The following is a 24713-nucleotide window of genomic DNA, read 5'->3' as shown; positions in this document are numbered from 1 at the left end:
GAATTGCAGCGCCAGAGATTAGTTTCAGTAGATGTTTTCAGAGGAGTAACCATAGCAGCCATGATTCTTGTTAATACACCAGGGTCATGGAATTATGTTTACCCACCATTACTTCATGCGTCATGGAATGGTATTACTCCAACCGACTGCGTTTTTCCCTTCTTTATATTTATAATGGGGGTATCCATTAGTTTATCTCTTCAGAAGTATAGAACAGATGATGTTGACGTACCTGGCAAATTGTACAAAAAAATTGTTCAAAGGGCTCTGATATTATTTTTCATAGGACTTTTTCTTAATGCTTTTCCATATTTTAACCTGACATCGCTACGGATACCAGGTGTTTTACAGCGCATTGCTATCGTCTTTTTAGTTTGCTCTGTGCTTTATCTGAAATTCAGTCATCGTACCATATTATGGACAATGACAGGCCTTTTGTTGGGGTACTGGTTGATCGTTGATTATGTGCCTGTTCCGGAAGGGCATGATCACTTGCAAGGCTGGCTTGACCATACGCTGCTGAGGGGGCACCTTTGGTCTCAAACCAAGGTTTGGGACCCGGAGGGAGTGCTAAGTACGCTACCGGCTGTTGCCAGCGGTATCGCAGGACTGGTTTTTGGGTATTCTTTTGTTGCCGGAGAGAAGACCGGTTTGCAGTACTATCTATGGTTAGGTATCGGACTGACAGGTATTGTCATTGGATTGGTCTGGGACCTCATTTTTCCCATTAATAAAAGTTTATGGACAAGTTCTTTTGTACTATTTACTTCCGGTACGGCTATCTTATTTTACATGATGCTGCATTGGGTATTGGATAAGAAAAGTATTTTCAAAATATACTTTCAACCCTTTGTTCACATGGGGTCTAATGCGATTGCAGCCTATACGCTTTCCATTATCCTGGTGAAACTGCTCTTCCTGATACCCGTGGAGGGAGTTAGTTCATATGGATGGATCTTCAATCATCTTTTTCTTCCCTGGTTAGATCCTTATATGGCCTCATTGGCTTTTGCTCTGGGGTTTTTAGCCATCAACTATCTTATACTGCTCGCTATGTATAAGAAATCCATATTCATTAAAATTTAAAATAAATTATACCTCCCTAAACTACTGTCGATATTATGATCTTTGAAACCATAGACTGGCTTGTTATCGGTATCTTTTTTGTGATTGTGCTGTCCATTGGATGGGTAGCTTCGAAGTCAGCAGGTAAAAGTACTTCAGAGTTCTTCCTTGGAGGAAGAGGTATGCCCTGGTGGTTGCTGGGAGTTTCCATGGTGGCATGCACTTTTTCCGCAGATACCCCTAATCTTGTTACTGGTATGGTGAGATCAGGCGGAGTAGTGAAAAACTGGGCCTGGTGGTCATTTCTTATTACGGGTATGGTTACTGTATTTGTCTATGCAGGGCTGTGGAGAAGGTCCGAGGTAATGACCGATCTGGAGTTTTATGAGTTACGCTATGGTGGCAAACTAGCCTCTTTTTTAAGAGGATTCCGGGCGCTTTATCTGGGTATATTGTTCAACTGCCTGATTATGGGAACGGTTCATTTGGCCATTATAAAAATTGGGGCCGTTATGTTTGGCCTGGACCCTACTTTAGTGATCCTTATTTCTTCCATAGCAGTGATCGTTTATGCCACCTTAGGGGGCATTAAAGGCGTGATCTGGGCTGATTTTTTCCAGTATTTTATAGCCATGTTCGGCGCCGTATATGCCGCAATAGTAGCTGTGAAACAACCGGAAGTTGGTGGATTGGTCTCGTTGCTGAAACACCCTAATGTGATCCATAAACTCTCCATTTTACCGGATTTTTCAGACCCCTGGGTGTACATTCCCTTACTTATTATCCCAATAGCCGTACAATGGTGGTCCGTATGGTATCCTGGGTCAGAGCCGGGAGGAGGTGGATATATCGCCCAAAAAATGCTCTCTGCCAAGGATGAGAAAAATGCAATAGGGGCCACCTTATTCTTTAATTTCGCCCATTATGCTTTAAGACCATGGCCCTGGATCATTGTTGGACTGGCTTCGTTGGTTGTTTTTCCACAACTGTCCGATATTCAGGAAACCTTCCCGGGCATAAAAGATCAATACCTTGGGCATGATATCGCTTACCCTGCCATGCTCACGAGGTTAGGGCCAGGATGGCTGGGGCTGGTAGTGGCTTCCATTATTGCAGCTTATATGTCCACTATAGGAACACACCTCAACTGGGGTTCCTCCTACATCGTTAATGATTTTTATAAAAGATTTGTAGATAATACAGCGTCTGAAAAGCATCTTGTTCTGGTGGGCAGGCTTTCTACCGGAGGGTTAATGATCATTTCTGCCATATTCTCACTTACTTTTCTGGAAGAAGCTACGCAGGCTTTTGATATTCTGTTACTATCAGGAGCGGGTACAGGCCTGATCTATTTATTAAGATGGTTCTGGTGGAGGATCAATGCCATGACCGAAGTTATAGGTATGATCACCGCTACGGTTATGTCAATATTATTGGTGCTGGTCATTGATAAAACCACTGTTGCCTCCCTGGTAGTGACTACACAGGGGTTAACGGATGTGCTAATTGATCAGGCACACGGTTTACCTTCGTTTGATAAGGCTACTTTGTTAGGAAGCAAACTGTCATCTGCAGATATCTCTGTCTTAAGCGCCTTTGACTCCAAAGATGAGTTTACAGCATTAACCAATAGGATTGATACAGTGATACTTCCTATTAGACTGATACTTTGTTTGTTAGTTGTAACAGCTTCCTGGCTGGCAGCGACATTTTTAGGGAAGCCGGAAGAAATAGAGATCCTTAAATCATTTTACAGGCGCACCTTACCCGGTGGGCCAGGATGGAAAAAGATCCGACTGGCCATTGAGCAGGAGGGTGGACTCGACGAAAATTACGACACTCATTCATGGCAGATGCCGAAAAAAATACTGCTGGTATTCTTGGGGTGTGTTAGCATCTACTGTTGTTTATTTTCTATTGGAGGCTTTTTATATGGCAATTTCATTCAAGGTATGGTACTTATAACATTGGCTTGCCTATCAGGCTTTGCACTTTTTAAAGTATTCGGAACGCTGTCTTCCGGACGGCCTGTGAAATAAACTGATTATGAAAAAGTTCGCTTTTGTCATTATTTCCGGCATGTTATTGGGGAGTTGTAAAAACGTCAATACTCCCAGTCAATTTGAAGAGGAAAAAACAGTGGTGGCTTATGTCACACAATGGGAAGATAACTGGGGTGAAGGTCTTGAAAAAGCCAAACAGGTAACGCATATCAACTATGCTTTTGCTAATATAAAAGACGGACTTGTGGTAGAAGGAGGACAGAAAGACACACCTGATCTTATGAAGCTGAACCAGCTTAAGCAAATCAATTCCAATTTGAAGGTCCTGGTCTCAATTGGAGGATGGACATGGTCAGGAGGGTTTTCCAACGCTGTATTGACGCCACGATCCCGTCAGCGGTTTGCGAATAGCGCCGTGGCTTACATGCAGCGACATAAAATAGATGGGATTGACCTTGATTGGGAATATCCCGGTCAGCCGGGAGCCGGTAATCTTCACAGACCTGAAGATCGACAGAACTTTACTGCTATTCTGAAATTACTGCGTGAAAAGCTTGACTCGTTGACAACGCGTTCAGGTGAGAAGTATTTGCTCACGATAGCAACAGGGGCCAATCAACGATACCTGGATAATACTGACATGAATAAAGTCCACGAATACCTGGATCTGGTCAATATTATGACCTATGATTTTCACGGTGGCTGGGAGGGTAAGTCTGGTCATAATGCCAATCTTTATGCTTCTGAATATGATGATAATGAAGAGATCATTAGCGCTAAAATAGCGGTACAGCAACATGTGAATGCAGGTGTGCCCATAGACAAAATTGTATTGGGAGTTCCTTTTTATGGCAGATGGTGGGGTGGTGTCAATCCTTCCGATCACGGATTATACCAGCCAGCCAAAGGTCCGTTTGGCAGTTTGAGCTATACCGTGATCAGGGATAGTCTGCTGAAGGCCCCGGGTTACCAGGCCCACTGGGACAGTACGGCCGGCGTCCCTTTTCTTTGGAACAATCAGGATTCTGTTTTTGTAGCCTATGAAAATGCCCGGTCCCTTAAGATCAAGACCGCTTTTGTAAAAGAAGAAGGAATGAAAGGGGTAATGTTTTGGCAATTTAACGGAGATGATGGAGAATTGCTTCAGACGATCTATAAAGAACTGAACAATCAACTTTGAACGCAAACTAAAAACTATGCATTATCGACGATTTGGAAGGCTGGGCTGGGAGGTAAGTGAAATAGGGTATGGCATGTGGGGCATGGCCGGCTGGTCAGGTTCAGACGACCCTACCTCGCACAAAGCGCTGGACCTGGCGGTGGAAATGGGATGTAACTTTTTTGATACCGCCTGGGCATATGGAGATGGGAAAAGTGAGCAGATACTTGCCGGACTTTTAAAAAGACATTCGACGAAAAAACTTTATACGGCCTCCAAAATACCTCCTAAAAACAGGAAATGGCCTCCCTATAAAGGCTCAACTATAGAAGAGGTTTTTCCCAAAGAATATATCATTGAATATACCGAAAAGAGCCTTTCAAACCTGCAAGTGGACACCATTGATTTCTTACAGTTCCATGTCTGGGAAGATCAGTGGTCAGAACATGACGATTGGAAAGAGACCGTTCGTATGTTGAAAGACCAGGGGAAGGTTCAAAGCTTCGGTATAAGCGTTAACCGATGGGAGCCAGCCAATTGCATCAAAACCCTTGACACCGGTTTGATCGATGGTATCCAGGTAATCTATAATATTTTTGACCAGTCACCGGAAGATGTGCTCTTTCCATATTGTGAGAAAAATAATATTGCCATTATAGCCAGAGTACCTTTTGACGAAGGTTCACTAACGGGTAACCTGTCGCTGGATTCAAGGTGGGCGGAGGGAGATTTTAGAAATATTTATTTTGGACCAGAAAATCTTCCATCGACCATTGACAGGGTAGAAAAATTGAGATCTGATATTGGAAATGACATGTCGCTTCCTGAAGTGTCACTCCGTTTTATCACTTCAAATCCTACTGTGACAACTGTAATTCCGGGAATGCGTCAACTTCGTAATGTGGAGGCAAATATGAAAGCTGGAGATGGTGCAGGGTTATCCAAAGAATGGATAGGAAAATTGAGGCCTCATCGATGGGACAGGCTACCTACTGACTGGTCATATTAAATAATCCAGGTAGAAAAACAAAAAAGCCCGGCCGATAAATCGACCGGGCAAGCATCCCCCTCTTCCACAAATTCTTATTTATTGTTATTGGATTACTATCCGTTTTGTTCTTTGTACGTTGCCAGTACTAATTTGTACCATATATACTCCGGATGGTACGTTGCTATCAAGAGCAATGGTAGAAGAGGATCCTGTAGCTTTAGTCTGATATACTGTTGCTCCTTCTAAATTCATAATGCTGATCTCTACTTCTTTATTGCTGTTGGCATCAGTAAGCTCCCATGTTAGTGTAACGATATTGTTGTTAGCTTCAGCTTGAAAATGATTTACAACAGTCTGCGTTAAAGTAACTTTAGTACTTACCGCTGAAGAGTTCTCTCTTATATCAGCTTTGGCTGCTGTTAAACTTGCTATTATTACAGTGGCTGCTACTATTAACTTTTTCATCTGTGACATCTGTTTTAGTTACTTTCAAATCAACAATACAAAGTTAGGCTGCAGGACATGGCTATATAAGAGCTAAAAAGCGTAATTTCAGCTACGCTGTTTTGCGTAGACAGTGCTACTATAGATTACCAGTAGGGTAGTAACTTCACTATTAACAAAGAGTTTTATCTGGTCTTTTGCAAAGGATGTGATCGGAGTGGTTCCTTGAAAAACAAAGAAATTGGTCAGAACTTCGTTCAGGCAAACAAAGGTATTGGAACTGTTCCCGGGTTATAGAAGCAAGAAAGAGGATGCAAGGTATACAGGACTAAACTCAATTCTTGGCAGATCTTTTCAAATCGGGTAGCTCCTCCTTGCGGTTTTTGATTTAAGGCTTCCGGAGGGGAAATGCTACCAAAGATGTGACACGGAACTTTAATGCTATTGTTTTAGGAACTTACTGGATTCTTGCAAAGATCAGGTAATCAAGTTTTTAGGTTAAGGAGATAATTATCTTGAAAATCATTCATATAAAATTCGACTTTTCTTCTTGAATTTTGGTGATCCATGATTAACTTGTATGCCATTTGAATTTTATTTTCATACCATACAAGAGGTTATTTCCTATGATTTATTTCATCTTGTAATTATTTTCAATAACTATTTAAAAATCAACTAAATAGTTATATATTCATATTTTATTAACTCATGTAATAATTTATTAATATTTATCATTCATTAAAGTGATGATCTGATGTATCTTTGCACACGTGCGGAGTTCAACGGAATTTGAAGCACTTTATTGAGTATGCCAGTTGACCAGATATTTTTTAAAACTGGCATCTGAAAATATCTTACTATCAAGACCGGTATGGATGACTTAAATCCTGCCGACGTTACTCTTTTCTCAAGTCTGATGGCTTTATTTTTTTAATAGAGTGTGTGATATGCACCTCTCTTCATGGTATGTTATTGTCAATTTTTTAAACCCAAAGTATGAAAAAAACCTAACTGTATTGATTGTCTTTAGTTGAGCGATACTTTTTGTTACCGTCTGATTATGTGGGCCTTCGAAAAAGGCATGCCATTTAAAGACCATTAATATCATTTGAAATAATTATTAACTGACTTATGTATAATAAAAACGTTGCTCTGAAATTAAAAGGAGGACTGATTGTGATCATTTTACTGATGATCAGTCCACTTTACCAACTGGCACAGGCACAGGATATCTTTCAACTGATGCAGGATGATGATATCAAGGTGAAGAAACTAGAACGTAAAGGAGACCGGTATTTTAAAAACCGGGACAAAGGAAAAGGAAGCGGATATAAGCTTTATATGCGAAATTTATATTGGGCAAAGCGAAATGCTGATGCTAATGGTGAGGTGATAAGCCAGACCCAGGTGTTAGACGAGTGTCATAGTTTTCAGTCTTCCTGGGATAAACGTGCCAATAGAACATCACAAAGGGTGCAAAGCAGTAGTGAATGGAAGGAGCTGGGCCCATTCAACTGGACCCGTACCAGAAGTTGGTCGCCAGGTTTGGGAAGAATTGTTTCAATTGCTGTGGAGCCTACTGAACAACAGATCATTTATGCAGGTTCTCCGGGCGGAGGTATTTGGAAAACTGTAGATGCAGGAAGAAGCTGGAGGCCATTAGGAGACGATATGGTCAATATGTTTATTTGGTCTATTGCCATTGATCCGAATAATAGTAACACTGTTTTTCTGGGAAATTCTGCCGGGCAGATCATGAAATCAATAGATGGTGGAAATTCCTGGTCAGAAATATACAGGGTGAGCGGAACACCAAGAAGAATTTTAATCCATCCCAATAGTAACATTATATTTATTGGTACAACCAGGTCGCTTTACAGGTCACAAAACGGCGGTGGCAGTTTTAGCAGGGTGATGAATGCGAAGGCAGAGGATGTTGAATTTAAACCCGGAAATACTAATGTGGTCTATGCTTGTGGAGACCGTTTTTATCGTTCTACCAATGGTGGTGCTTCTTTCAGTCGCATTACCAGCGGTATTGTTGCAAACGAACGAATGAAATTAGCGGTCACACCTGCTAACCCTAACATTGTCTACCTGGTTCAAAAAAGGGGGAGTGGCTTTGGACGCTTATACAGGTCCCTGGATGGCGGATCAAGTTTTAGCGTTCGAGCAGATTATAACAGTGTTTCCACCCGGGACGTGTATTTCACACAGGCAGCACGTGACATGGCCATTACGGTGTCTAATACCAATGCCAATGAAGTGCACCTGGGAGGGATGAACTATTCACGCTCGTTAGACGGTGGGGTGAGTTTTAACACAATGGCGGCCTGGAACCAACCCAATGACCGCTCTTATGTGCATGCGGATATTGAGGTTTTACAGTATATCAACGGGGTTATTTACTTTGGTACGGACGGTGGTATTTTTAGAAGTACTGACCGGGGTAATAACTGTGCTGACCTTACTCAGGGAGGTCTTGCTGTGAGACAATATTATCGTATTGGCGGAGCGGCAACAGATGCAAATATGATTGTAGGAGGTGCACAGGACAACGGCACGAATATTATGAATGGAGCAAACCGTCAGTTTAAAGAATGGCTTGGTGCAGATGGAATGGAGTGTTTTATAGATCATAAAAACAAAAATGTGGTTTACGGAACAGTGCAATTCGGTTCACTTTATAAAAGCACCGATGGAGGTAATAGCATTGGAAGCATCAGTAAACCCGGTGACTTTAGAGGAGAATGGGTAACCCCCTTCTCAATGGACCCCATTAATAACAATACAATTTATGTAGGGTACGGCAATCTGTACAAAAGTAATAACGGAGGCAGAAGCGGCAGCTGGCGCAATATCACCTCAAGTATCAGTATTGGAGGGAACTTAGATGAAATGGCCATTGCCGCTTCGAATAATAATTATATCTATATCGCAAACGGAGGACGCGTATGGAGAACTAAAAACGGACAAAACTCCAATCCGTCATGGACAGAAGTCAGTAATTTCAGCGGAACGGTCAATTATATTGCGGTTGATCCGAAAAACCCTGAAAGAGTAGCGATTGCCGCTTCAGGCTCCAGGGTATATCTCTCTACCAATGCTGGAAACGTATGGACGAACATCAGAGGAAACCTGCCCAATATTTCTGCTCAATGCCTGGTATTTGATGATACGGATGTAAAAGGACTATACGTTGGTATGCAGTCAGGAGTATATTATACGAATGATGATCTCAATGAATGGGTGCCATTTTCCACAAATTTACCGGGTGTGCTCACCTCAGAACTTGAGATCCACTATCCTACACGTAAGATCCGCGTGGCCACATACGGAAGAGGGATATGGGAGTCCGATCTTTATGATGCAGAAGGCAATGCGGTCAGCGCACCGAGTAATTTAACGGCGATGGTTAACAGCAAGAGCGTCTCATTAACCTGGCAAGACAACGCCAGCAATGAGAATGGTTTTTCACTGGAAAGAAGTAATGGAGGCGCCTACCAGGTCATTACTAACCTTACGGCTAACGTGCAGGCATACACGGACGAAGATCTCTCCGGAGGTACTTACACTTACCGCATCAGGGCTTGGGACGCAACCAATTATTCAGATTATTCAAATACGGTCCAGGTGGTCATTGACGACGTGGTTACTCCTCCGGATGTACTAGAAGATTGCACCGGATGTGTAGTTTACGGAACGGACAGTGAAGAAACAACGAGAGCAGAACAGGGAAAGGAAAAAGCGGTGGACGGTGATCCGGATACTTACTGGCATACCAACTGGTATGATGATGAAACTACTCACCCACACTACATTTCCATAGACCTTGGCCGGCAGCGTGACCTGGTAGGGTTTTCCTATTTAGGCAGACAAACAGGAACTACGGGCATGGTCAAAGATTACCAATTGTTTGGTTGGGACGGGGCTAACTGGCAGCAATTATCCACCGGTTCGTTCCAAAAATCTACGTTGAAGCAAACGGTGGACTTCAATAAATTCAGATGTCGCTATGTTTATTTCCGTGCTCTTTCCGAAGTGGATGGTAAGCGATGGACATCAGTCGCGGAGTTTGCCGTACGGTACACTACAGATGAAAATGCCAGGGTGGCCAATGAAACGGACAGAGCCAGTGGCGCTCGTCCAATGGTAGATCTGAGTGATTTTGATGGTTTGAAGGTGTTCCCTGTGCCGTTTGAAGATCAATTAAATATTAAAGGCATAACGTCTAAGAAAGTAATACATTCGATGAAACTCATAAGCGTGGGCGGTAAAGTCGATAAGCCCAGGATTAAAATGAATAACGATGTCGTTACAATAGACACGCGCGAGTTATCAAGTGGACTTTATATACTCCATTTTGAAGAAAATGGCGTGATTAAAAAGTTAAAGGTGGTGAAGAGGTAGCCATTTATTGCTTTTGATTACAAAACGGTAAATCTTTGGTCCTTGTGGTAGCACTATTTTTTACGATAAATGAATGAATTTTTATTGATGTTATCCGGGGCCAAAGTTTTATAAAATTGTATGTACCACAAGAAGCGACTGAGTAAAGTGCAAGGTTTTCGGACGTATTAACTTGGATGAAAGACCTCCCATCCGGGTTTATCGGATCACTAATCGTTTGGTTTTTGTACGCTCCCTGCCCTCATCTGTACCATATATATCCCTGGCGCTATGTTGCTATCAAGGTTGACAGTAGAAGAGTAGCCGCCGGCATTAATTTGATACACTGTTTTTCCCTCTAAGTTGATCAGGCTGATTTCTACTTCTTCGTTGTTGTCCACACCAGCGATTTCCCATGATAATGTATCGGTATTCTCATTAATCTCAGCTTGAAAGTGATCTAGAGAAGTCTGTGTTAACGCGGCAACGGTATGTTGAGTATTTGATACCAGGGTACTGTCTCCATTCACATCAGCTTGGGCTGAAGTTAAACTTGCCATTGATACTGCGGCTACTACTATTAACTTTTTTATCTGTGACATCTGTTTGTTACTTTCAAATCAACATTACAAAGCTAGGCTACTGTGCATGGCTGTATAAGAGCTAAAAAGCGTAATTTTTGCTAAGCTGTTTTGCTTATCTTGTACTACCATAGATTACCAAAAGAGCGGTATTTATAGCATTAATGAGGCCTTTATTGACTATCGGTCCTGGATCTGAATCTTATAGGTTCATGGATGAATCTTAGCCGACACATTTCTTATTTTGGGAATAAAATAAGGGTAGCTCTCTTGTGGAGGCTACCCATTTAATTTTCATTTATGCAAGTGTTAATGTTTGATCAACCGATAGGTCAAAACGTCATCTGGTGTGGATAATCTATAGAAATATAACCCGGAGGGTGTATCAGTAGCATCCCACGTTACTTCATGAGCGCCTGGTTCCAACAGCTTGTTAGTAAAAATCTGCTTTATCTCCCGGCCTGACGGGTCCATGACGACCAATGTGGCCACATGTTTTTCAGGCAAGCTGAATGTAAAAGTTACGTTCTCTCTAAATGGATTAGGGAGGGCCTTCACAACTTCATCCGTAACGACCACTTCTTCCATCGATGCTGACATCATCCTGGCAACGGCTGGTTGGTCCAACGCATCTAAATAAGCTCTGTGTGGTGTGGAAAAACCAAACCCACTGAACACATCCCAGTTGATTGACCAGGTCATTAAACCTCTTAAATTTGGATAGCCATTTGAGTTGACCAGGCTGTAATTACCGCCAAAAGAGGTTCCTTTAATAAGATAATCGAGCGCTTTCTGTATATCTTGTGGATTTGTATACCCTCCGCCAGCCGCTTGTGGCGAAGCCGGTACACCGAAAGCTACCTGTTCTTGCTTTAGCGCCGGAAAATTTACGGAATGACCCGCTACAGGAAACCCTTGTAGCAGCATTTCTGTCATAGCCACATGAAAATCTGCCGTACCCTGGGAGTAGCAGATCCCATCCAGGCCAAGCATACACCCGGAATTATAGTCCTGTACATGTATATAGTCCAGGTCATTTCTGAAATGATAAATCACAGGTAGGTAAGCGCCAAAGGCCCCTGCATAAACACTGTTCCCACCTTGCACGAAGGCAGTTTCCGGTGCAGCAGTTAAAATAAAATCAGGGCCAAAATGATTGAGTACAGCTTGAGTGCCGGCTATGAAATTGACGATTTTCGGTGAAGTGGGGTTTCTGAAGTCGTTATCTCCCGAAGACAAACCTAACGAGGTTCCTTCAAGGTCAATATCCATACCATCAAAACCATACGTCTCAATAATGTTGATCATGGCATTTGAGAAGGTCTGAGCATCCTGAGGTGTCAGCAATTCGATCCTTCCATTAGCCCCACCCATTGAGATCAGGACTTTTTGCCCTCTACTCTGGAGGAGCCGTACGTCCTGTCTGAATTTAGCATCACTTGTTACGTCGCTGCTAGGGAAAAAGGCCATATCAGCGCCACCAAAAGTTGCTGGTTCAGCAAAGGCGATATTTACCACATCCCAGTCCGTAGAAACCTGACCGAGTTCTAATACGGCAGCACCGTTATCGAAATTGTGCCAATAGCCTACCATGATATGTTTGGCAAGGTCAGAAGGTGGTTGTACCGTACCATCTGAGATCCTTACTATACTTGATGTACTTGTTACGCCTTCATTATCAGTAGCTGTAGCCGTTAGGTTATGACTGCCGGCGGTTGAGTTCCAGGTAGCGCTGTACGGACTTGACGTATCTACTCCAATACTTATACCGTCTACAAAAAACTCTACCTGAGCTACTCCTTTATCATCTGTGGCATTTGCTGTAATATTGATGCTGTTACCAACGGTGAAAGTACTGTTGTTTGCCGGACTAGTAATGGCAACTTCGGGATCTTCATTGACCGGAATATCAATACAAGGCCCTAAAGGCTTCCACCAGTGATCGGCTGTGCCGGGTGTAACATTGAACAGATTGTTTGCAAGACTTTCATAACGTACGGCCTGGTATTGAACGATATCACCGGCATTGTATATTGCAGGAAAGGGTTCATAGGCAGGAATTCCATTGCATCCACCAGTGCTGACAGTTTCCACTGTGATCGAAATACTTGTTGAAGTTCCCGTAGCTCCCTCATTATCTGTTGCCACAGCGGTAAGTGAAGAAGTACCCACAGGCGCTCCGCTCCAGGCAATACTGTAAGGGTCAGAAGTGTCCACACCGATACTGGCGTCACTCGCAAAAAATTCTACCTGGCTGACCGAGCCGTCGTCGTCTGAGGCATTTGCTGTAATGGAAATGGTCGTCCCCTGATCGAAAGTTGATCCGGCCGCAGGGGAAGTGATGCTGGCAGTAGGAGAGATATTGTTATTATCAGCAATGATGGTGATTTGTACCGGAGATGAAGTTCCCGTAGCCCCCGCGTTGTCAGTGGCAGTAGCAGTGAGTGCATAATTCCCGGTGGTAGCAGTACTCCAGGTTACATTGAACGGACTGGAACTATCTACACCTATGCTATTCCCACTCGCGAAAAACTCTACCTGGGAAACACTCACGTCATCTGTTGCATTAGCGTTGATCGTGATAGTAGCGCCTGCAGTGAAAGAACTATTATTCACAGGGCCGGTAATGGTCACCTCTGGGGCCTCGTTGGTCGGAGTGGTGCCGCATGGTCCCAGGGGTTTCCACCAATGGTCGGCGGTTCCGGGTGTTACATTAAACAGATTATTAGATTGACTTTCATATTTGTTCCCTTCAAACTGGACGATGTCCCCCAGATTATAAATGGCAGGGAACGGTTCGTAGGTAGCGATGCCGTTACACCCTCCGCTTCCTGCTGTTTCTACTAATATCTGTATAGCATTCAATGTATTGGTAGTTACTCCTTCTGAATCAGTGGCCCTGGCCGTAATGCTATGGCCTCCAAGAGTGGCTGAGTTCCAAATGGTACTGTATGGGCTGGTGGTATCAACACCAATGCTCGTGCCGTCCACGAAAAAATGCACCTGGGTAATAGTACTGCTCCCTGATACACTGGCAGTAATATTGATATTATCTCCTTCAGAAAAACTACTGTTATTGACAGGGCTTGTAATGGTCACTACGGTATTCGTTCCACTTCCCAGAGCGTCCAGGTAGGCCCTGTGTGTGTTTGAGAATTCGAAATTGTTAAAAGCATCCCAGTTGATCGACCAGGTCATTAGCCCCCTTAGGTCAGGATAAGACTGAGAAAGTGAGTAACTACCTCCAAAAGGTATTCCTTTGATCAGATAGTCCAGCGCTTTTTGAACTTCAGCAGGAGGAGCAAACCCTCCACCGGCATTCACATTGGCAGGTAAACCGATCAGTACCTGGTCTTGCCTGAGTGGAGGAAAGAATTTGGAATTATCCCTGGCCACCGGAAAACCTTTCAGGATCATATCTACCAATGCCACGTAGAAGTTAGCATTACCCATCGCATAAGCTTGATTATCCAATGCAGTCACGGATCCTGAATTGTAATACTGCACTTGTAAAAACGTCAGTTTATCCCTTAAGGCATGGATCACCGGTAAATAAGCCCCGGTTCTTCGATCTGCTCCGGCAGAGATTCCGCCATAAAAACTGTACCCCACCTGAACAAAAAATGTTTCAGGCGCCATGGTAAGGATGAAATCACTGCCAAAATGACCTGTAACTGCATTGATGGCATTGATCAGATTGACAATAACAGGGGTCGTAGGATTTCGAAAGTCGTCGTCACCAAAATCCAGTGAAAGGGACTGCCCTTCAAAATCAATATCCATTCCATCAAACCCATAGTCTTCAATGATGGAGATCATGGAAGTGATAAATTCATCCCTTTCTGCAATGGTATTCAACCGGACAAGTCCATTGGCCCCTCCAATAGAGATAATAACTTCCTGACCTCTGTCTTGAAGTGTTTTGATGCCTGCTCTGAAATCCGCGTCGGTGATATTGGCGGGGTCCGGCGTAAAATCGATCAATGAAGTACTGCCGGAAACCGGTTCGGCAAAAGCGATATGTACCACATCAAACTTTGGAGACACATTTTCCGGTCTGATAAACCCAGACCCATTATCAAAATTGTGCCAATACCCGACGATCACCCTTTCAGGTAAACTCGTGTTGGTCTGACCGATTAGAGAAAGACTATGAAAGCAAAAGATCAATACGAGCCATAAGAACTTTTTATGGTGAGTTGATCTGATAATACTTTGATATAAAATATTCATTGTCAATAATTTATATGAAAAAAAAGAAAATAGAATGCAAAGTAGATGAGTGGTATCATTATACTTTTCAAGAGGATTTACCTTATTGAAATGCTGATACCACTTAATCTACAGGGTTTAGGACAGGTCGGATTTTTAGGTATAAACCCGAAAATTTATTGCTTAATTGCAGCTACCGAGGTTTTTCCACCAATGTTCTCCTGATCCCGGTTCAATCCAAAGTGGTCCGGTCTGTGCTTCATAAATAAAACCATTATAAGCCACCTGGTCGTTCGTATTGTAGACCGTAGGGTAAGGCTGCCATGCAGGTGCGTCACAGTTGGTCCCTGATCCACCTCCATCGCCGCCGTCACCACCATCACCGCCACCGGATCCATCACACGGACCTATCAACTCCCAGGGCTGTCCCGAACCAGTACTTTGTGATGGAATATTGTTTTGGGTCCACCATTTGGCCTTGTACAATGACCCCTGGTAAGCCACCTGCTGACCCCCGGTATAAGCTGTTGTGGCATTCCATTCAGGAGCGCCGTCACAGCCACCGCCATTGCCACCATCTCCGCCTCCGTCTCCTCCTCCGGTGTATGGACTTTCCGGGTAGTTCTCAGCATTGGCTACTGCCGCAGCCACGCTGGTGCCATTTAGTACCTGGCTTGCTACATGCAGGTATCCGTAGGCAGAGGAAGAACCGTTGCCTAACAGCAGTTGCCAGATCATAATACCGTCATTGGAGTTCTTTGAAGCAATGTGTGCGGATAGTTCGCCTACATTTTGATGCGTGTAGGTGTAATAAGGGCCCCACGGCTCATTAGGATAGTGAGTTCCTGCCGCTATAGCAAAACCATATTGGTCCGCATAGTAACGATAACCATCATACATTATTTTTCGATTTGTAGCTGCGCCGGTGTTATAACCTTGAAAAGCAATTAAATCAATTTTATTACCCACGGCTTTCATCACCGGTATCATATGCCCGGTGGAAGAAAACCCAAATAAACTTATTCCGGCATTAGGCGTTGTACCGTTGAATAAATTGGCATCTGACTCACCGGTTACAATATTTCTTCTGGCATGCGAAAAAGGTGAAGCCGGATCGTCATTGTTGATACCTCCCAAAGCCCCAACTCCCGCCGGAGCACATGCCAGGATGTATTGACCTTTAGGCATAATAGCCCTGGATTGATTGAAAAAATCAATAAAGCGGTTAACATTTATCGGATCACCAATATTGGCAAAAGATCCGTTTGGCTCGAAATCCCAGTCTATGCCTGCAAATCCCATATCATCTACCAGGTCTTTGATTTGCTGATAGTTGATGTTATAAGCACTATTGGATCCCCAGTATGTTTCACCACCAATGGACAGTATTACATTGACCCCTTTGGATTTCAATGCAGCCACAGATTCTTTGAGTGTATTACCATCGTATGGAGTCTGTATGCCAGTACCTACAATGTTAAACGATCCCTTGGTATAGGTGAGATTTGGTCTTGCAAAAGCCAGGAAAACATAATTTACATGTTCAGGAATGTCCCTTAACTTGGAACCCTGCCCGGTAGTGGTCCACGACTCTGACCAGGAAGGGAAGTATCCTAATACAATAGGGTCAGTATTATTGACCACTGCACCTAGGCTACTGGCGGCAGCCTCACCCGGTACAAATGAAGGAACTGTGCTACTGGCATCCTCCTGTATACTGTCCAACACTTGTTCCTGGCAGGAAAGGAATACAAAGAGTGTTAAAAGCAACCATAGACAATCTCTGGTTTTCTTATAAGAATAGTTCATAATAGAGGATTTTAAAATTAGTTGTAATACGTTCTGAATTTATTTTAAAAATGAGAGATTGACATTTTTTTTATCACAATGGTATTGTTTCGTCGCTGAACAACATTTTTCCCGGAGTGAGGAGTATGTACAGGTGCATTTCCATGATGGTTTCGAATAGAATGGAGTGAATGGTTGTTCCGGTGCTTCTGGTAAGTGATATCCGTCCTGTCTGATACACACCGGACGTGGGTAGCTGAAAGCTGATAAATGGGTCAAAAGCCAATCCGCCAGGGAATTCTTACGGTTTCTTGGGAAAGATACAGGTATGTTATAACCTGATCATTTGTATTATCCATAATGCCGGTGTGGAGCCTGTTATAAATAACAGTGATCAACCCATGCTAAAATAACCTACTCAGAAGGCATATGTAATTAGTATTAGATTTTCACCACTTTTTTTTCCTCGGAAGACTGATACACTGCTTCCTGGATGGCAAGATTTTTCAGATAAGCCTGACCGTTTGTTTCAAACACATTGCCTGAATACAGGCTATCTATAAAATGCTTTTGAGTAAAGTAAACGCAGTTACCGGCGAATCCTTTGTTTTCGTGGAAGTAGCGATGCGGAATTTCTTTTTCTCCCAGTTTTTGAATGGTCAGTTTACCCATATTATACAAACGAATGCTGCCCTTGGTACCTTCCAGCACCATTTCCCCAAAGGTGTAGCGAGGATTATCATAATTAGGTTCATTGTAGCGATTAGCGTCATACAGTCCGGTACTCCCTCCTTTAAACTGGAAATGTAGCATCCCCCAATCTTCTCCTGCAATGGAAGGGTTGAGCTTGCGCAACTGTGCAAATACCCAATCTACTTCTCCGGCCAGATAACGGAAAGTGTCAATGAAATGTATGCCGGTTTCATGGACCAGAAATCGCTCCATACCACGGAAATAAGGTTGACGGCTGAGATAAGCGTCTTCCGGCCATCCATCTCCTGTCCGCATGCGAAAATGAAGGTGATTCAATTCACCAATGGCATCGTTGTCTAACAGCTTTTTGATTTCACGGTACCAGGGCTGAAAACGAAAGTTTTCATGCACCATAAATGGAACCCCTTTTTTTCGGGTGTATTCTATTAATATTTGAGCCTCAAGAAAAGTGGATGCCAATGGTTTTTGACAAATGATCGGTATACCCAGATCACAGGCGGCTTTGCAAATCTCTAAATGAGAGTCAGGTGGAGTGACTACATCGACAAAGTCTGGCTTTTCCTTGACTAACATTTCCTTGTAGTCTGAGTATGCTTGTGGTATTTTGAATTGGTCAGCGACATGCCGGTACCTTGTTGGGTCCAGGTCAGACAAAGCGGTGATAGAAACGCCTGGTATATCCTGCCATGCCTGGTAATGAAACCGGCTAAAATATCCCGCTCCGATCACAACTCCCTTTAACGTTCTCATTAATATTCCTCTAAAGATTTATTAGCCTTAATATATTTCCATAAAATGATGGCCAGTACATTTAATCCGGCGCCTACAAAAAAGAAGGGGAGAATGGAGCCACTCCATGCCTTGAGATAGGGGAAAGCCAACCCGGTAAGAAATGACCCTATATTCCCGGCCATATTCATGGTGCCGGACACAGCGCCTGCATTTTGTTTTCCAATATCCACACAAACCGCCCAGGAAGGTGCCAGTGACATATCTGCTCCGAAAATAGCTATACTCAGAAAAATAATAGCTCCGGTGACATCGTCCATAAAAACACTACCTATCAAGCCAATAGCGGCAAGGCTGAAACCAATCATGGCCGGGACGCTGCGGGACATGTTCCAATTCCCTTTTTGTATAAGAAGTCCACCAGCCAACCTGAAAACCAGTTGCCAATAGCGCCAAAGATCAGGGGAGCTGAGGTATAGAAACCAGCTTCCACGGCATTTAAATGATAGGTTTCCTTCACGTGAGGAAATAGCCACGTAAGTGCAAAGAAAAAAGTGAAGTTGCTACAAAAATATTGCAACATAGCGAGTTGCATGTTTTTTGAGCGTAGCATAATTCCCAATTTTAGCTTAACCTTTTCCCTGGTGCCTTCATTCTTTTGGCGGTTTTGTAAAATGTAATCTCTCTCTTCGGCGGGCATTAAAGGTTGCTGGTCAGGAGAATCCCGGAATACGAAATACCATATCAATGCCCACACCAGCCCTATAGCTCCCAGGAGGTAAAAACTATTTCTCCATCCCAGGTCATTGATCATCCAGGCCACCAATGGTAATGCGAAAGCCGCACCTAGCCGGGAGCCGGAGAAATTGATACCGGTCACCAGACCTCGTTCTGCTAATGGGATCCAGTTAAAAATAGCGCGTGCCATACTCGGAAATGCGCCTGCTTCCCCGGCCCCAAAAAACAACCTGGTGATCAGTAAAGTGATGAAATTCCATGCAACACCGGTCAAAGCGGTGAATACGGACCAAATGGTCACGATAGACGACAAAACGACCCTTGGGCCGAAACGATCAGCCATTATGCCTGAAGGCGTTTGAAAAAGCGCATATCCTAAAGCAAAAATAGAAAGTACCCATCCCATTTGAGTTTCCGTGAGTGATAAGCTCCCCTGAATGGGTTCTTTAGCCACTGAAATACACACACGATCGATATAGAGTAATAAGGAAAGCAGGAATGTGCCGAGTACCACCAGGTAACGTATAGGAATGATCGTCTTATTCATAGGAGGTGAGTTTTTGAATGACTTGATAAAGTGCGTCTTCTCCACCAACATTACCTGGGAAAACGATATAGGGAATACCTTGATAGTTGCTTTCAGCTCCCAACTCCCAGACCGGAACACCTGCTAAAACCTGCCCTTTGACCCAGGCTCTTTTTATACCCAAAGCTTCCGTGGCAATGTCATTGGAAGTGATGCCTCCTTTAGCTAAAATGTAAGCCGGAGGAGTGTTGATCCTTTTCACGATTTCCACCAGGCTTTCCGAGACCTTTTGCCCGATATTTAAGCTGGTAACATCATTACTGCCCGCCACTAATTGCCGGCTGGTGTAGATGACCACATGCCTGTTTTCTTTTAACAGTTGGTTGGCCCGTTGCGTAATATTGCTGACTTCCTGTTCTCTCAGGTCCCCTAACAGATGCGATACCTGTACTTCAAGGTAGTCAAGGGGTAGATGGTCTTCCAGGTATTTCAGCTGGGCAGAGCTTTTGGGGACATATGAGCCAATAACGGTGAGCCCACCTTTCCCTTTTGTGCCCAGCTGCTCATGATCGAGTAACGGCTTTTGCACCAGGCCTGCCAATGCAGGAACAATGGAAGCAGCCGTCCTCAAAAGTAGTTTTTTCCCCTTTTGGAGGGCCTTTAATAATGTCAGGACCACTATGTCAAGGTCTTGACGGTTGGTAGCGTTTACCACACAAACCCCATTGGCCTGGCAATTCAAAAGTTTGTCCAGAACGATGGGCCATCCTGCATCCCTTATGTCCGTTAACGATATAGATACTACCTCGTCACTTTTGATTTTTCCGGCTGTTTTCTCTTCTATCCAGCATTTCAGGTCGGCGTTTTTATAGCCAAAAGCTGCGTCTCGTGCGAAAGGGGTATGGGATGCCGGGATCAAATGGTCTTTCTCTTCCACATAGTGAACATCATTAATAGTATAGCGTCCACCTTCCCAAAAGGCCGGGACCAGGACATGGACGGCCCCTTCCAGTCCTAAGGGACCTTCCAGCGCAAAGACTTCCTCCGGATAATGCCCTCTTAGGGTGGAGTCTCCACGGCTGATTATCAGGATGTTTCTTGCAGTGGCTTTGGCAGCTTGCGAAATGTTAGCTCCTATTTCTTGGGCGAGTTGAATGGCTTGTTGGGCAGGTAAACTCCGGGAATTGGTCAATACATAGAAAAGGGGTGTTTTATGACTTAATTCAGCCTGAATGTCGACGGTATCCCATGTGGTAAGTACGGGTACATCATAGACCGTTTGCGTCCCTGTGGGGTAATCATCCAATACAATAATGGAAGCATTAAGACTGGTTAACTCCTGTTGGATCTCAGGCAGTAATTCCAACGAAGTTTCGTTAGGTAAAGTGGCGAAAAGCTTTTCTTTTAATACCTTCTCCATTATCTAGCTGCCTGATGGTATTGAGTCAGCCCCTTCAATGGCGATGACCCGTGCCGGCGCACCATCTCCGTCAAAGATCTTCAATGGAAGTGCCACGAGCAAAACCTTTTCTTCAACAAGTTCATCCAGGTTACAGAGCCCTTCTATAATGGTAACACCACCTTCAAGCAATAACTTGTGGATACGTGTGACCTCCTGTATATTATTGACATCAGCTACCGAAGGAGGTTCTACGCCGAGCATTTTGATCTTTTTTTCACAACACCAATGTGCCAATTCATCACTGATTCGAGGCAGACCATCACGATAGAGATCGGAATTTAGGTAATGACTCCAGCCAGTATGTAAGATCAGACTGTCGCCGGGTTGGACATGATCTGCCTTTTCTTTTAAATCCTTTACGGTGATCAGGGTTTTAGGTGGGATACCTTCCAGGTTTACTACCCTGGCGTTACCCATACAGTTTTCCAACGGCATTTTGTCAATAGTTTTATCATTGACATTAAAATGCATTGGCGCATCCATGTGTGTGCCTGCATGAGAATAGATATGTAGCGTTTTAGCATTCCAACCATCTTTTTCTATTGTCCTGGCCGTCTCAAAACGGACTCCTCTCATGCCCTCCCGGTATGTAAGCGTTAAATCTATCAGTTTTGGCATGATGACCTGGATTAAAAGAAGTTGTCAGCTTAACGTTTGTGCAATGATAGCATCAGCAATTTCATCAGTTCTGGCGGTTCCACCGAGGTCTACGGTAAATATTCCTTTGCCCGTGATGGCCTCTATTCCGGACACAATGGCTTGGGCGGCCTCGTCTTCTCCTAAATGCTCCAGCATCAACGCACCAGACCATATTTGTCCTACCGGGTTTGCTGTATTTTGTCCGGCAATATACGGGGCAGAACCGTGAATAGGTTCAAACATAGAGGGAAATTCTTTTTCAGGATTAATGTTTCCACTTGGCCCAAGCCCGAGACTTCCCATAATTGCTCCTCCCAGGTCGCTCAGAATATCACCTATCATGTTGGTAGTAATGATCACGTCAAAGACTTCGGGGCGCAATACAAAACTGGCTGAAGCATTGTCTACATACATTTTGTCGTAAGACACCTCCGGGTATTGATCTGCCACTTCTGCAATTACTTTGTCCCAATACGCCAGGGTATTGATCAACGTATTGGATTTAGTAACATTGGTGACCTTTTTACGACGTTTCTGTGCTAGTTTGAAGGCATAATGGGCTATTCGTTCTATGCCTGCCCGTGTAAATACACTCGTATCGGTTGCCAGTCCAAAAGGTTCATCAGCGTGAAGGATTTTTCCATTCTGAACAAATTCACCTTCATTATTTTCCCGGAGCACTACAAAATCAATGTCTTTGTGACTTTTATAGCGCAAAGGGCTGTCCATACCAGGTAGTAACTTTACCGGCCGGTAATTTATGTATTGTTTGAATGAAGTTCTTACCTTGAACGTGTAAAGCATGGCAGGAAGGGTATCGTCTACATCTGAAAGGCCTACTGCTCCGAAATAAATACCATCGAATGCCTTTAATATTTCCAATCCATTTTCCGGCATAAAATCACCATGTTCCTTATAGTAACCTGCACCCCAGGGGAATACTTCTGTTTCCAGCCCAAAACCATATTTTTGAGCAGCTGCCTGCAGTACCTTTAATCCGGCGGGCACGATCTAGTGCCCGATCCCATCACCATTTACTACTGCGATCTTGTATGTTCTCATTAATTGAATGCCCTATCGGGCTTAGTGTTTGATGTTAAGTGATGCATTAAAATTACTAACTGTATTTTGAATTCAAAATACAAAAAATATTTAATTATGTAGATTTTAATGGTATAGTTATATTGGGGCGTGAAACACTTAGAATTAGTAGATCGGGTGTATCTGAAAATTAAGCAGATGATATTCGATCAGCAACTCCTACCCGGGCAAAAACTGGTACAGGAAAAACTGTCGGCTGAGTTGGGCATCAGTCGCAGCCCCTTGTTAAAGGCCCTGGAAAAACTTGAGAGTGAGCTATTAATAGAAAAAATTCCGCGTCGGGGAATGTTTGTTAAAGAGATGACTCTGAAAGAAATTATCGACGTATTTCAGTGCCGTGCGGTCCTCGAAGGGCTTTCGGCCCGGCTGGCGGCCTTCCGAATTACAACAGAGCAGATCCAAAAACTGAAAGCTATCTTTGAACCCTTCATAGGTAAAAAAAGAGTAGGGGCAGAAGTATATGCCGAAGCAGATCGTGCTTTTCACAATTACATCATGCAGTGGAGTCAAAATGCTGCGATCTTGCGATTGGAAGTATTGAGCAATATCCATTTGAAAGCTTATCAGGCGGGGTTATTAAGACCTCCTAAAGATACCATGGGTGAGCACCTTGCCATTATAGATGCTTTAGCTGAGAAAAATGGTCCGTTAGCAGAAACGCTAATGAAGGAACATATTGAGAAATCAGTAGCTGCATTGAAGAGGCGTAAAGAATCTGTGGGATAAACTTAACTGTCTTATCCGGACCAATATTTTATCTGGCAGGTTGCCCGGTGCCAATCTTCAAATAGGATAAAACTTTCAGGCGAAAAGTAACTGTGTTACAGGATCAGTCATGTTTACATGAAATAGGATTTGCTACGTTCTAAATTGATTGGTTTTGAGCCGGTTACAGGCAGGCCTTACTTAAGTATATACAAGCAATACATAATTCAATCTGTGAGATCATAGACTAAATGATCTTGAGATATGTTATTATGTTTAGAAAATCAATTTTGATGTATCTGGTATACCCTAAGTACTCCGAAGTATAGGTAATTAGGTGACCTATATGAGTGTCATTAAGCTGTTGTGTATCATGTATTTAAGCGAAATAGTCAATGGAGTGTGGAGAATTAAGGTTTTGCCGGTAAAGTTATAGATGGCTTAAACTGTATAGATAGTTTTTAAGTTGATAAGGAATGATAGATAATGAATTACTCACTGCCGAAGAACTGAATGTTGTTATTGCCAATGGTACTACCAATATGGCGATCCTGACAGACCCTCAGCAAAAGATCATCTGGGTGAATAAAGCCTTTACGGATGTTACGGGCTATACTTTACAGGATTGTAAAGGTCGCAAACCATCCTTTCTTCAAAACCATCTGAAGAACCAACCGTCTTTGAAAAGAATTCGTGAGGCATTGAAAGTACCGGAACCTGTTAAGGAATTGATAGAAAATTTCACCAAAGACGGTAAAAAGTACTGGGCATTGGTAGAGATTACCCCTTTATATGACGAGAATGGAGAGTTGAAATCTTTTTTGTCATTGCAAACGGACCTCACCCAACAAATGAAATTACGTGCTGAGTCAGAAGAAATCAAAAATCAACTTAGAGCGGTTTTTGACCATACTACTGTCAGTCATGTGATGTTCTCCGCCAAGTATGAAGTGTTACAGTTTAACAATATGGCCAACCAATTGATGCATGAAATATGTCAATGCCCTTTGATCAAGGGGCAGCGAATTCAATGGCCTACTGAGTTGATGGAAAAAACATTCAGCAAATACTTTGATAAAGCATGGCTGTCTCAGCAGCCTGTTATGATTGAAAAAGAAGTGGATTTAGGCGCTAAAATGCAATGGCTGCGCATGGAGTATCACCCTATCCTTAATGATAAAGGAAGTATCCAATCTTTATCCTTTCAGGTGATTGATATCGATACCATTAAAAGAGCTGAGCAACAGGAACGTGAACAAAAACAAGTATTGTATGGCATAGCGGATATTTATTCTCATCAAATCAGGGGGCCGGTTGCCAGTATACAGGGACTTATGCAACTACTGGACGGTACAGAGTTGGGCGAGCACAACAATGAAGTTTATCAAAAGCTTGTGATCAGTGTAGAAAAACTTGAGAAAGCTATTAATAATACCGTACACATGGCTCACCTGGCTTCCTGATAAA

General features: G+C 43.3%; 17 protein-coding genes. 7 read left to right on the top strand and 10 right to left on the bottom strand.

Features of this window, described 5'->3' with window-relative positions; translation table 11 throughout:
- The first annotated feature begins 3 nt into the window (after positions 1-3).
- The 4 genes from FNH22_RS06840 to FNH22_RS06825 are packed head-to-tail and all read left to right on the top strand — an operon-like array spanning position 4 to position 5236.
- On the top strand, positions 4-1086 hold the full coding sequence (locus tag FNH22_RS06840) for an acyltransferase family protein (protein WP_255518002.1): 1083 nt from the start codon (positions 4-6) through the stop codon (positions 1084-1086).
- 35 nt (positions 1087-1121) lie between these two features.
- A complete protein-coding gene (locus tag FNH22_RS06835; protein WP_143397590.1) occupies positions 1122-3104 on the top strand; it encodes a sodium:solute symporter family protein in 1983 nt (660 codons plus the stop codon).
- A gap of 7 nt (positions 3105-3111) precedes the next feature.
- Positions 3112-4248 carry a glycoside hydrolase family 18 protein gene (locus FNH22_RS06830; protein WP_143397589.1) on the top strand — a complete coding sequence of 379 codons (1137 nt, stop codon included), beginning with the start codon at positions 3112-3114 and terminating at the stop codon, positions 4246-4248.
- Positions 4249-4264: 16 nt separating this feature from the next.
- Positions 4265-5236: an aldo/keto reductase gene (locus tag FNH22_RS06825; RefSeq protein WP_143397588.1), complete on the top strand. Its 972-nt coding sequence runs from the start codon at positions 4265-4267 to the stop codon at positions 5234-5236.
- A gap of 84 nt (positions 5237-5320) precedes the next feature.
- Here FNH22_RS06825 and FNH22_RS06820 read toward each other — a convergent pair whose 3' ends face one another.
- The gene (locus tag FNH22_RS06820; RefSeq protein ID WP_185154105.1) at positions 5321-5683 is read right to left on the bottom strand and encodes a T9SS type A sorting domain-containing protein; all 363 of its coding nucleotides are present in this window, start codon (positions 5681-5683) and stop codon (positions 5321-5323) included.
- Between the two features lie 1110 nt (positions 5684-6793).
- On the opposite strand from FNH22_RS06820, the gene FNH22_RS06815 reads away from it, so the two are divergent.
- The gene (locus FNH22_RS06815) at positions 6794-10072 is read left to right on the top strand and encodes a discoidin domain-containing protein (protein ID WP_143397586.1); all 3279 of its coding nucleotides are present in this window, start codon (positions 6794-6796) and stop codon (positions 10070-10072) included.
- Positions 10073-10281: 209 nt separating this feature from the next.
- Here FNH22_RS06815 and FNH22_RS06810 read toward each other — a convergent pair whose 3' ends face one another.
- From FNH22_RS06810 to FNH22_RS06770, 9 genes are all read right to left on the bottom strand, one after another.
- Positions 10282-10653 carry a T9SS type A sorting domain-containing protein gene (locus FNH22_RS06810; protein WP_143397585.1) on the bottom strand — a complete coding sequence of 124 codons (372 nt, stop codon included), beginning with the start codon at positions 10651-10653 and terminating at the stop codon, positions 10282-10284.
- 288 nt (positions 10654-10941) lie between these two features.
- Complete coding sequence (locus FNH22_RS32365) at positions 10942-14865, bottom strand: Ig-like domain-containing protein (RefSeq protein ID WP_221420230.1); 3924 nt, start codon at positions 14863-14865, stop codon at positions 10942-10944.
- Positions 14866-15027: 162 nt separating this feature from the next.
- Complete coding sequence (locus FNH22_RS06795; protein WP_143397584.1) at positions 15028-16653, bottom strand: carbohydrate-binding protein; 1626 nt, start codon at positions 16651-16653, stop codon at positions 15028-15030.
- Positions 16654-17073: 420 nt separating this feature from the next.
- The gene (locus tag FNH22_RS06790) at positions 17074-18096 is read right to left on the bottom strand and encodes a Gfo/Idh/MocA family protein (RefSeq protein ID WP_143397583.1); all 1023 of its coding nucleotides are present in this window, start codon (positions 18094-18096) and stop codon (positions 17074-17076) included.
- Positions 18096-18464 (bottom strand): hypothetical protein, encoded by a 369-nt coding sequence (locus tag FNH22_RS32360; protein WP_221420229.1) that lies wholly within the window; start codon positions 18462-18464, stop codon positions 18096-18098. Before FNH22_RS32360 ends, FNH22_RS06790 begins: the two co-directional genes overlap by 1 nt.
- Positions 18440-19360 carry an MFS transporter gene (locus FNH22_RS06785; RefSeq protein ID WP_221420228.1) on the bottom strand — a complete coding sequence of 307 codons (921 nt, stop codon included), beginning with the start codon at positions 19358-19360 and terminating at the stop codon, positions 18440-18442. Before FNH22_RS06785 ends, FNH22_RS32360 begins: the two co-directional genes overlap by 25 nt.
- Positions 19353-20759, bottom strand: a complete 1407-nt coding sequence (locus FNH22_RS06780; RefSeq protein ID WP_143397582.1) for a four-carbon acid sugar kinase family protein — start codon at positions 20757-20759, stop codon at positions 19353-19355. The genes FNH22_RS06785 and FNH22_RS06780 overlap by 8 nt, the downstream gene beginning before the upstream one ends.
- Positions 20760-20762: 3 nt before the next feature.
- Positions 20763-21419 carry a cyclase family protein gene (locus FNH22_RS06775; protein WP_143397581.1) on the bottom strand — a complete coding sequence of 219 codons (657 nt, stop codon included), beginning with the start codon at positions 21417-21419 and terminating at the stop codon, positions 20763-20765.
- Between the two features lie 24 nt (positions 21420-21443).
- Entirely contained in the window at positions 21444-22448 is a 1005-nt protein-coding gene (locus FNH22_RS06770) for an isocitrate/isopropylmalate dehydrogenase family protein (protein ID WP_221420227.1), read from the bottom strand.
- Between the two features lie 183 nt (positions 22449-22631).
- Here FNH22_RS06770 and FNH22_RS06765 point away from each other — a divergent pair, with 183 nt between their 5' ends.
- Together FNH22_RS06765 and FNH22_RS06760 are read left to right on the top strand one after the other, a co-directional pair.
- Positions 22632-23267: a GntR family transcriptional regulator gene (locus tag FNH22_RS06765; protein ID WP_143397580.1), complete on the top strand. Its 636-nt coding sequence runs from the start codon at positions 22632-22634 to the stop codon at positions 23265-23267.
- 455 nt (positions 23268-23722) lie between these two features.
- Positions 23723-24709: a PAS domain S-box protein gene (locus FNH22_RS06760; RefSeq protein ID WP_143397579.1), complete on the top strand. Its 987-nt coding sequence runs from the start codon at positions 23723-23725 to the stop codon at positions 24707-24709.
- Positions 24710-24713: the final 4 nt, after the last annotated feature.

Source organism: Fulvivirga sp. M361, assembly GCF_007097395.1.
Taxonomy (GTDB): Bacteria; Bacteroidota; Bacteroidia; order Cytophagales; family Cyclobacteriaceae; genus Fulvivirga.
Note: the sequence above shows the minus strand (reverse complement) of the source record. Positions and strands in the feature narration are given on the sequence as shown.